Origin of the sequence: Flavobacterium sp. (assembly GCF_031411595.1) — a bacterium.
Lineage (GTDB): Bacteria > Bacteroidota > Bacteroidia > Flavobacteriales > Flavobacteriaceae > Flavobacterium.
In genome coordinates this window covers 76,177-83,745 of the sequence record NZ_JANOBI010000024.1, presented here as the reverse complement: position 1 = coordinate 83,745, position 7,569 = coordinate 76,177, and the positions used below count along the sequence as shown (strand labels likewise).

At 35.8% G+C, this 7,569-nt stretch carries 9 protein-coding genes and 1 tRNA gene; 4 read left to right on the top strand and 6 right to left on the bottom strand.

Annotated features, from left to right (window positions below; all coding sequences use genetic code 11):
- Window positions 1-106 precede the first annotated feature (106 nt).
- Together RMO03_RS05175 and RMO03_RS05170 are read left to right on the top strand one after the other, a co-directional pair.
- Window positions 107-247 (top strand): SsrA-binding protein, encoded by a 141-nt coding sequence (locus RMO03_RS05175; RefSeq protein WP_309641025.1) that lies wholly within the window; start codon window positions 107-109, stop codon window positions 245-247.
- A 155-nt stretch (window positions 248-402) separates the two neighbouring features.
- Window positions 403-476: transfer RNA gene (locus tag RMO03_RS05170), tRNA-Arg, on the top strand.
- 113 nt (window positions 477-589) lie between these two features.
- Here the strand turns inward: RMO03_RS05170 and RMO03_RS05165 are convergent.
- Window positions 590-1,873, bottom strand: coding sequence for an MFS transporter (locus RMO03_RS05165; protein WP_309641024.1), 1,284 nt, complete (start codon window positions 1,871-1,873; stop codon window positions 590-592).
- Between the two features lie 151 nt (window positions 1,874-2,024).
- On the opposite strand from RMO03_RS05165, the gene RMO03_RS05160 reads away from it, so the two are divergent.
- A complete protein-coding gene (locus tag RMO03_RS05160; RefSeq protein ID WP_309641023.1) occupies window positions 2,025-2,600 on the top strand; it encodes a pentapeptide repeat-containing protein in 576 nt (191 codons plus the stop codon).
- 175 nt (window positions 2,601-2,775) lie between these two features.
- Complete coding sequence (locus RMO03_RS05155) at window positions 2,776-3,357, top strand: hypothetical protein (RefSeq protein WP_309641022.1); 582 nt, start codon at window positions 2,776-2,778, stop codon at window positions 3,355-3,357.
- A gap of 7 nt (window positions 3,358-3,364) precedes the next feature.
- Here the strand turns inward: RMO03_RS05155 and RMO03_RS05150 are convergent, their stop codons facing one another.
- The 5 genes from RMO03_RS05150 to RMO03_RS05130 all read right to left on the bottom strand — a co-directional run bounded on the left by RMO03_RS05150 (window position 3,365) and on the right by RMO03_RS05130 (window position 7,513).
- Window positions 3,365-3,862, bottom strand: coding sequence for a GNAT family N-acetyltransferase (locus tag RMO03_RS05150; RefSeq protein WP_309641021.1), 498 nt, complete (start codon window positions 3,860-3,862; stop codon window positions 3,365-3,367).
- Window positions 3,863-3,932: 70 nt separating this feature from the next.
- Complete coding sequence (locus tag RMO03_RS05145; protein ID WP_309641020.1) at window positions 3,933-5,726, bottom strand: ATP-binding protein; 1,794 nt, start codon at window positions 5,724-5,726, stop codon at window positions 3,933-3,935.
- Complete coding sequence (locus tag RMO03_RS05140) at window positions 5,726-6,178, bottom strand: response regulator (protein ID WP_309641019.1); 453 nt, start codon at window positions 6,176-6,178, stop codon at window positions 5,726-5,728. The genes RMO03_RS05145 and RMO03_RS05140 overlap by 1 nt, the downstream gene beginning before the upstream one ends.
- Before the next feature lie 28 nt (window positions 6,179-6,206).
- The gene (locus RMO03_RS05135) at window positions 6,207-6,764 is read right to left on the bottom strand and encodes an AraC family transcriptional regulator (protein ID WP_309641018.1); all 558 of its coding nucleotides are present in this window, start codon (window positions 6,762-6,764) and stop codon (window positions 6,207-6,209) included.
- A 155-nt stretch (window positions 6,765-6,919) separates the two neighbouring features.
- On the bottom strand, window positions 6,920-7,513 hold the full coding sequence (locus RMO03_RS05130) for a tRNA-(ms[2]io[6]A)-hydroxylase (RefSeq protein WP_309641017.1): 594 nt from the start codon (window positions 7,511-7,513) through the stop codon (window positions 6,920-6,922).
- Window positions 7,514-7,569 lie beyond the last annotated feature (56 nt).

Here is a 7,569-nt window from a genome sequence, read left to right as displayed (position 1 = left end):
CGCCTTTGCGTCTTTGCGATAAATACTTTAATTGTCTCGCAAAGACGCAAAGGCGCAAAGGCGCAAAGTTTTAAATATAGTTATATTTGTTAAAACAGAAAAGCTTATGTTTAAAGTCCTGGCGAAAATTAACCGAATTCTTTTACCGAGTTTTACGAAGCAACGGCTAGATATTACCAAAGCTAAAAAGTGGCAATTGGTACTGATTGGCTGGCGTTATTATGTGACCATCCGCGCTTTGGATTGATGCTTAGGTTGTTGGATTGTAAGATTTTGTGATGGTAAGATTTTAAGACTATAAGATTTTCTCCTGCAGTCTTGAAATCTTACAGTCTTACAGTCTATTTTTTGAATATAGATTTGCAAATGCCATATTTATGCCTATATTTGCACCCGCATTAAGGCCTCGTGGCGCAACTGAATAGCGCACTTGATTACGGCTCAAGAGGTTACTGGTTTGAATCCAGTCGAGGTCACAATAAATCCTAAACAACTAATTATTTGTTGTTTAGGATTTTTTATTTTCATAGCGAACTTAGCGCATAACCTTGCGCTCTTTGCGGTTAAAAAAAATCACACTGATTTTAAACTACTCTTTTTCCTTATCCTCAAAACTAAATTCCCGCAATTGAGGTGCTTTAAAGAAAGTAAATGCAATCACACCCAACGTCAAATAACCGCCGGTAACTACTGCTCTAACCGTGCCGAGCCAATGCGCCATGACACCGCTTTCGAAATCTCCAAGTTCGTTTGAGGAACTTACAAACATCGTATTCACTGCAGAAACGCGACCACGCATTTCATCGGGTGTTACGAGTTGCAAAATGGTACTTCTAATGACAACACTGACGGCGTCGAACATACCGGAAAGCAGTAGCATCGAAAACGAAAGATAGAAATTTTTAGAAATTCCAAAAATGATGATTGATATTGCAAAACCTGTAACGCAGAGGAATAATTTTCTTCCCGGATACGTTTTCAATGGCAAGAAAGCGAGTAATCCTAAAGTTAGTAATGCTCCTACTCCCGGTGCCGAGCGTAGGATTCCAAAACCCATTTCATTGACATGCAGGATTTCCTTCTGATACACAGGCAACAAAGCAACAGCTCCACCAAACAATACGGAAAACATATCCAAACATTGTGCTGCCAATAGCGTAGGTGTTTTCAAAACAAATCGCAATCCTTCGGCTACACTTTGAAGTACGGGTTCTTTTACTTTTTTGAGTATTGGCTTCACCGTAATTTTGAGCAATGGATAGAACATCGCGATTTCGAGAATTACAACCGAAAGCAATCCAAACGGAATTCCAACCCAAGCAATGAGAAATCCTGCAGCCAAAGGACCAAGCACCGCACCCAATTGCCATGACATACTGCTCCAACTGGTGGCGTTAGGAAAATGTTCTCGTGGCACCACCAAACCGAAAAGCGAAAACATCGATGGACTGTAGAATGCGCGAATGACACCACCTAAAAATACAAATACATAAATCAAACATTGCGATGTGCTTACTGAAAAGTAGGTTTGCGTGTAAGGCAATGCAACTCCAAAAAGACCAAGTCCAACCAAAATATAACCGATTAGACACAGCGATACCATTTTACGTTTTTCATTTTGGTCGACTACATGACCCGAAAAAAAAGAGCAACTTATGGCCGGAATTACTTCGGCTAGACCTACCAATCCTAAAGAAAGTTTGTCATTGGTGAGCTGGTATACCCAAAAATAAATGATGGTCGATTGCATGTTTAAGGAAAATATGATTCCAAAACGCAACTTGAGATAAGCAATAAATTCCTTTATTTTTAATGAAGGATTTTTAAAGAAAAAACCCGACGTGGGAAGTGAATCATTGTTGTCATGCTCCATATTGTGCTAACGATTGTAGCGTAAAAATAGTATTTAATTTTCAATCGTCTTTCAAAAAAATTTGATTTAAATGATATGAAAGTTTATTGCAATTGTACGTTTTGAAACCGCAGAATTTTGTTCTTTTGTGCGCAACGAATCGAACGCTTTTATGACCGAATATTTCCTTGACCAAGAATTCACAAACCTCACTTATGATCAGGATGCGTTCAATTTAAAGGAATTTGAGCAATGCACATTTCGCCATTGTGATTTGTCTGCGTGCAATTTTATTGGCGTCACTTTTATTGATTGTCACTTTTATGATTGCCATTTCAATGGTGCTAAAATCAATCATGTTGCATTGAGAACAGTCGGATTTTACAACTGTCAAATGAAAGAAATTAATTTTTCGATGTGCGACAAGTTGATTTTTGAAATTGCTTTTACCGATTGCATTTTAGATTTTTCAAAATTTTACACTTTAAAAATCAAAGACACGGTGTTTAGAAATTGCAGCTTGATTGCTGTCGATTTTATGAATGCTGATTTGACTTCCGTAATTTTTGATGCATGCGATTTATACCGCAGTGAATTTGAAAAAGCGATTGCTGTTAAAGCGAATTTTAAAACCAGTTTCAATTATACCATCGATCCGCAAAAAACTAAAGTTAAGAACGCCATCTTCTCATTAAATGCTGTCAAAGGATTATTGTATAAGCATGACATCATCGTTATTGGTTTTTAAGGTTCATAAATTGCAAAATAAAAGTTAATTAGTTGTTGTGTGGGATTTTTTTTTTACTTTTGATATCGATACCACTAAGATTTCCCAATAGATTACACCCTTAAAACCTGCACCTTTCAAAGCCTTTCGTTTGGGAAATCAAAAACTAATGTTTTATTATTCCTTTTAAAAACTAATGATTAGAATTTTTCCTAATGAAGAATTTAAAGAAATTTCTTTAGGTTCACTGATGAAAAAGCGCTATGCCTTATCCAATAAAGGTCGATTGGCGAGTTTCACAAACAACCTTGATGATGGCGACATCCTTAATGGCGGTAACTCCGATGGTTATGTAGTTTTACGCTACAGAGAATTACTCGCTGACGGACAACCCAAAAACCGAGTGTTGTTTATTTATAAATCGATTGCAGAACTGTTTATTCCTAAAACTTCCGAAGATCAGAAGTACGTCATACATATTGATTATGTGCGCAACCATGATGATGTGAAAAATCTGCGCTGGGTAACGTATGAAGAAAAAATTGCGCACTACAAAAGAAGCCCAAAAGTGATTCGGGCGAAACAAGATTTATTAGAGCACAACATCAAATCTGACGGTAGAAAACTATCGGTAACCAATGTCATTCGAATCAAGAAAATGATGAAAAACCCGAAAGGAATTACCCGAAAAAGCATCATCGCAAAGCAATTCGGAATTAGTGCCACGCATTTGAACAGAATTCTATCAGGAGAAAATTGGGGTCATATTGTGGTGTAACACTTCGTTAGAGCTTTTTCTGCATCACATAATCTTCCATCAAAAAACCATCTCCAATCGGAATGTCGATTTCGGCGAGTTTTTCATAACCGCTTTTAAGATAGAAAGTGTAAGCATTATTGAATTTATTGACGTTTAATGAAACTGTATTAGCCTGATTTTCTTGAGCCAATCGTTCCACTTCTTCAAGCAACAACTTCCCTGCTCCTTTGCCTTGGGCTGTAGAAAGCACATACAATTTATGCAAGCGTGTCATGTGATTTTGTTGATAATGGTGTTCGTATGAGGCAAATCCTAAAACGCCATTATGATCAGAAATCAATAAAAATCTGTGGCCTTTTTGGGTGAGATTGTTGAGCAATGTTTCATCTGAATAAAACTTTTCAAGCATATAATCAAGTTGGGTTTTCGATAAAATATTGCCATAAGTAATTGGCCAAGTTTCGTAAGCGATTTTTTGTATTGTAGGGAAATCTTGTGCAGTGGCTTCAGTAATGGTTAGCATTTTAGGTGTCAGTGGTTGCTGATTATGAGTTAAAATTTGGATCAAAGTCTAACGCTTATTTCATAAAAAATTAAATGGCTTTCGGAATAAAAATGGAGAATTTTACACCTTCATTGGGTTTTGCATCAACTGTAATAAACCCATTGTGGTTCTCGATAATGCGTTTACAAATGGCCAAACCAAGTCCGGTTCCGGTATATTTCGCATTAGTTTCCAAGCGTTTAAACAATTGAAAAGCTTTATCAGCATATTCTTGTTTAAAACCAATACCATTGTCAATCACTACAATTTTATGATATTCTTCATTCGTGACTGGTTTGCCGTTATGCAATACTTCAGATTCAATCGGTTCAGCAAAAATCATAATTTTAGGCAGCACATCATCTTTGCTATACTTGAGTGAATTGGAGATTAAATTGACAAACAACTGCTCCATCTGAAAAGCAATCGCTTTCATCTTAGGCAGGTTTCCTATTTCAATCTCGGCTTTTTTATCTTCTATATTCGTTGCCAAATCGTGAAGTACTTGTTGCATTACGTCATTCAGATTTGTTTTTACAAAAACTTTATCGCCTTTGACCGCTCGGGAATAATTGAGCAAATCAATCAGTAAGGATTGCATTCTGTTCGAAGCAAGTTTAATTTTTGAAAAATAATCTTTACCCGATGGCGTAAGCAATTCGATTTCTTTTTCTTCTAATCGAGAAATAAACATTTGAATCTTACGAAGCGGTTCTTGTAAATCATGACTTGCAATATTATTAAACGCTTGCAGTTCGTCATTAATCATTTCTAGTTGCTTGTTATTTTCTTCGAGCTCTAAAGTCCTTTTGTATTGTTCTGTAATATCATAATTGACTCCAATCTTGACATCATCTCCATTCGCGTTTTTGGTAAAACTTCCCACCGACATGATATGACGAATACTACCATCATCCAATAAATAACGGAAAGTCACATTGGTTGGCTGGCGTGTTTTTAAAGAATCCTTATGGACTTTCATGACCCTATCAAAATCATCAGGATGTATATACTTATTAGAGTTTTCTAATTTAGGTTCGAAGGAATTCGGCGCTACACCCATCAATCGATAAAAATTTTCTGAAAATTTAAACGTATTGGTCACCAGGTTAAACTTCCAATGTCCAAATCCGGCTATTTTCTCAGCGTTATTAAACGAATGATTTAGGAATTTGAGTTCATCATTGGTCTTCTTGAGTTCATCAATATCAACATTCATTTTATTGTAAGACAGCAACACCATCAATAGCGATATAATCACCAACAAAAAAACATTGATCATCGAATGGCGAAGTTCGTATTGATGTGAGGAATTGTGAAGTTTCACAATGTTGGTTTCCTTACTGATGCTTTTATACACAAAATCACGCATCGCTTTGGTGCAGTTGCTACTTTCTAATAGCTTGGCATTCAAATCGACCGGATTCACTTTCCTGTCTTTGGCGATGGTTAAGGTTTGTCTGAAAAGTTTAAACCGATAATCAATCAATTTCTCAAGGCTGTCAATATCTTTACTTCTAACCGTATTAAACGATAATTTTTGAATTTTTTCTAAGTTGAGTTCAACTTGTGCGCGGTCTAAAAACCGGTTTTTCAAATAGGTTTCATCTTTAGTGATGATATAACTTCGCAAACTCGTTTCATACATACTGATAACAGACAATACTTTTTCGAGCTCCAATTGTGTCTGATTCGATTTTGCGATTAAATCGAGCGAAGAATCGAGCCGTTGCATCTGGCTGTAAAACACAGAAGCAACATAGCATACCAAGACAATGGCTACTCCTAACGCGAATTTGAATACTTGAGAATTTTTATATAATCCTAAGAGTTTTATTTTCATTATATACTAAAGAAAAAAGTTTCTTTGTTTAAACCCGAAGTATGAAATTGCCAATTCAAATGCAATACTTCTTTGATAACCCTTTTCAATTCAGAAAAATCATTGGGCTTTTTGATATAAATATTAGCACCTTCAACAAAAGTATCTTCGATATCACTTTCTGAAGAAGAAGTAGAATAAATCGCTACGGATACTTCTTTAAAACGCTCGTCGGCTCTGATTTCTTTAAGGCATTCCAAACCATTTTTATAAGGCATATTCAAATCGAGAAATAAAATATGCGGCAACTCCGATTCAGGATGGATCAAATGCTCCATCAAATCTTTACCGTCTTCAAATAAGAGCAATTCATTACTCATTTTAATTTCGGCTATGGCTTCGCTAAAAAACATGCGATCATCTTCGTCATCATCGGCTAAAAGAATTCGCAATGGCTTTTGATTCGTTGTCATAAATTTAAGGTGTTAGGTTGGGGAAAAATTATTGATTAGTCAATGATTTTCTTTTGTTGACGATGCGTTTAAAAACGGAAGGCGTTAATCCGGTTACTTTTTTAAACTGACTTGACAAATGTGCTAAACTGCTGTAATTTAATTTATAAGATATCTCGGTTAAGTTAAATTCCTCCTCCATAATCATTTTTTTAGCACGTTCAATTTTTTGAATAATGATATAATTTTCAATCGATGTAAACGTATACTCCGAAAATATATTAGACAAATAACCATAACTCAAATTGAGTTTGTCTGCAAGATATACGGAAGTTGTAGTCAACGGAAGTTTGTCTTTTTCGTAAACCAATTCAACAATAGTATCTTTAATTTTCTGAATCAACTGGTTTTTTTGATTGTCGATTAAGGTAATTCCGTAGCGATTCAAAGCCGCTTGAAGTGTTGCTAAACATTCTTTGGAAATAACTTCTTTAATTTCGACTTCACCAAAATCCAAGAGTTTATAATTGATATTGAGTTGTTCCAATTGCTCTTGCAAAATGACACGACTAGCAACGATACCATCAGAATTGAAATAAAGTCTCATTGGTTGTTGGATTTTAATTTGATATTAGAATATAAATATAAATCAAAAAACCTCAAAAGTTCAACAAATGTGAAAGAAAAAATTTAAAGAAAAAGCAGCAAATACTGTAACCAAACTAAAATGAGACTATTAAATCCAATTTTATTTATTGCAGTTTATCCGTGAATGGTCTCGCTTTTCCCATAATTCGAAATAATCGAAGCTTCGAAATCCAGCCATTCTCGCCAACGTTTTTCAACATCAATACCTTGTCCGTATTTGCGTGCGTAAGTTATAAAAGTCGTGTAATGCCCGGCTTCGCTTTCCATGAGTTCCCAATAAAACTTCGACAATTCTTCGTCTTGAATATTTTCTGACAACACTTTAAAACGTTCGCAACTTCTGGCTTCTATCATCGCTGAAAACAGCATGCGTTCTACGAAACCCGATACCCGACTGCCCGTATTGCTGCGTTTCATGTATTGTGCTAGTTCTCCAACATAGTCATCTTTGCGTTCTCGACCCAATTTCAAACCGCGCTTTTTGATGATGTCATGCACCATTTCAAAATGTTCGATTTCTTCTTTTGCCAAGGCAAGCATATCAGAAACCAAATCCGGATATTCAGAATTAATCGTAATAATCGTAATCGCATTCGATGCTGCTTTTTGCTCGCACCAAGCATGATCCGTAAGGATTTCTTCGATATTTTTTTCGACGATGTTTACCCAGCGTGGGTCGGTTGGAAGTTGTAATCTGAACGTTGACATAGGTTATAAGTTGTAGGTTGTAGGTTAAAAATAGTAGTAACCTACAACTTACAACC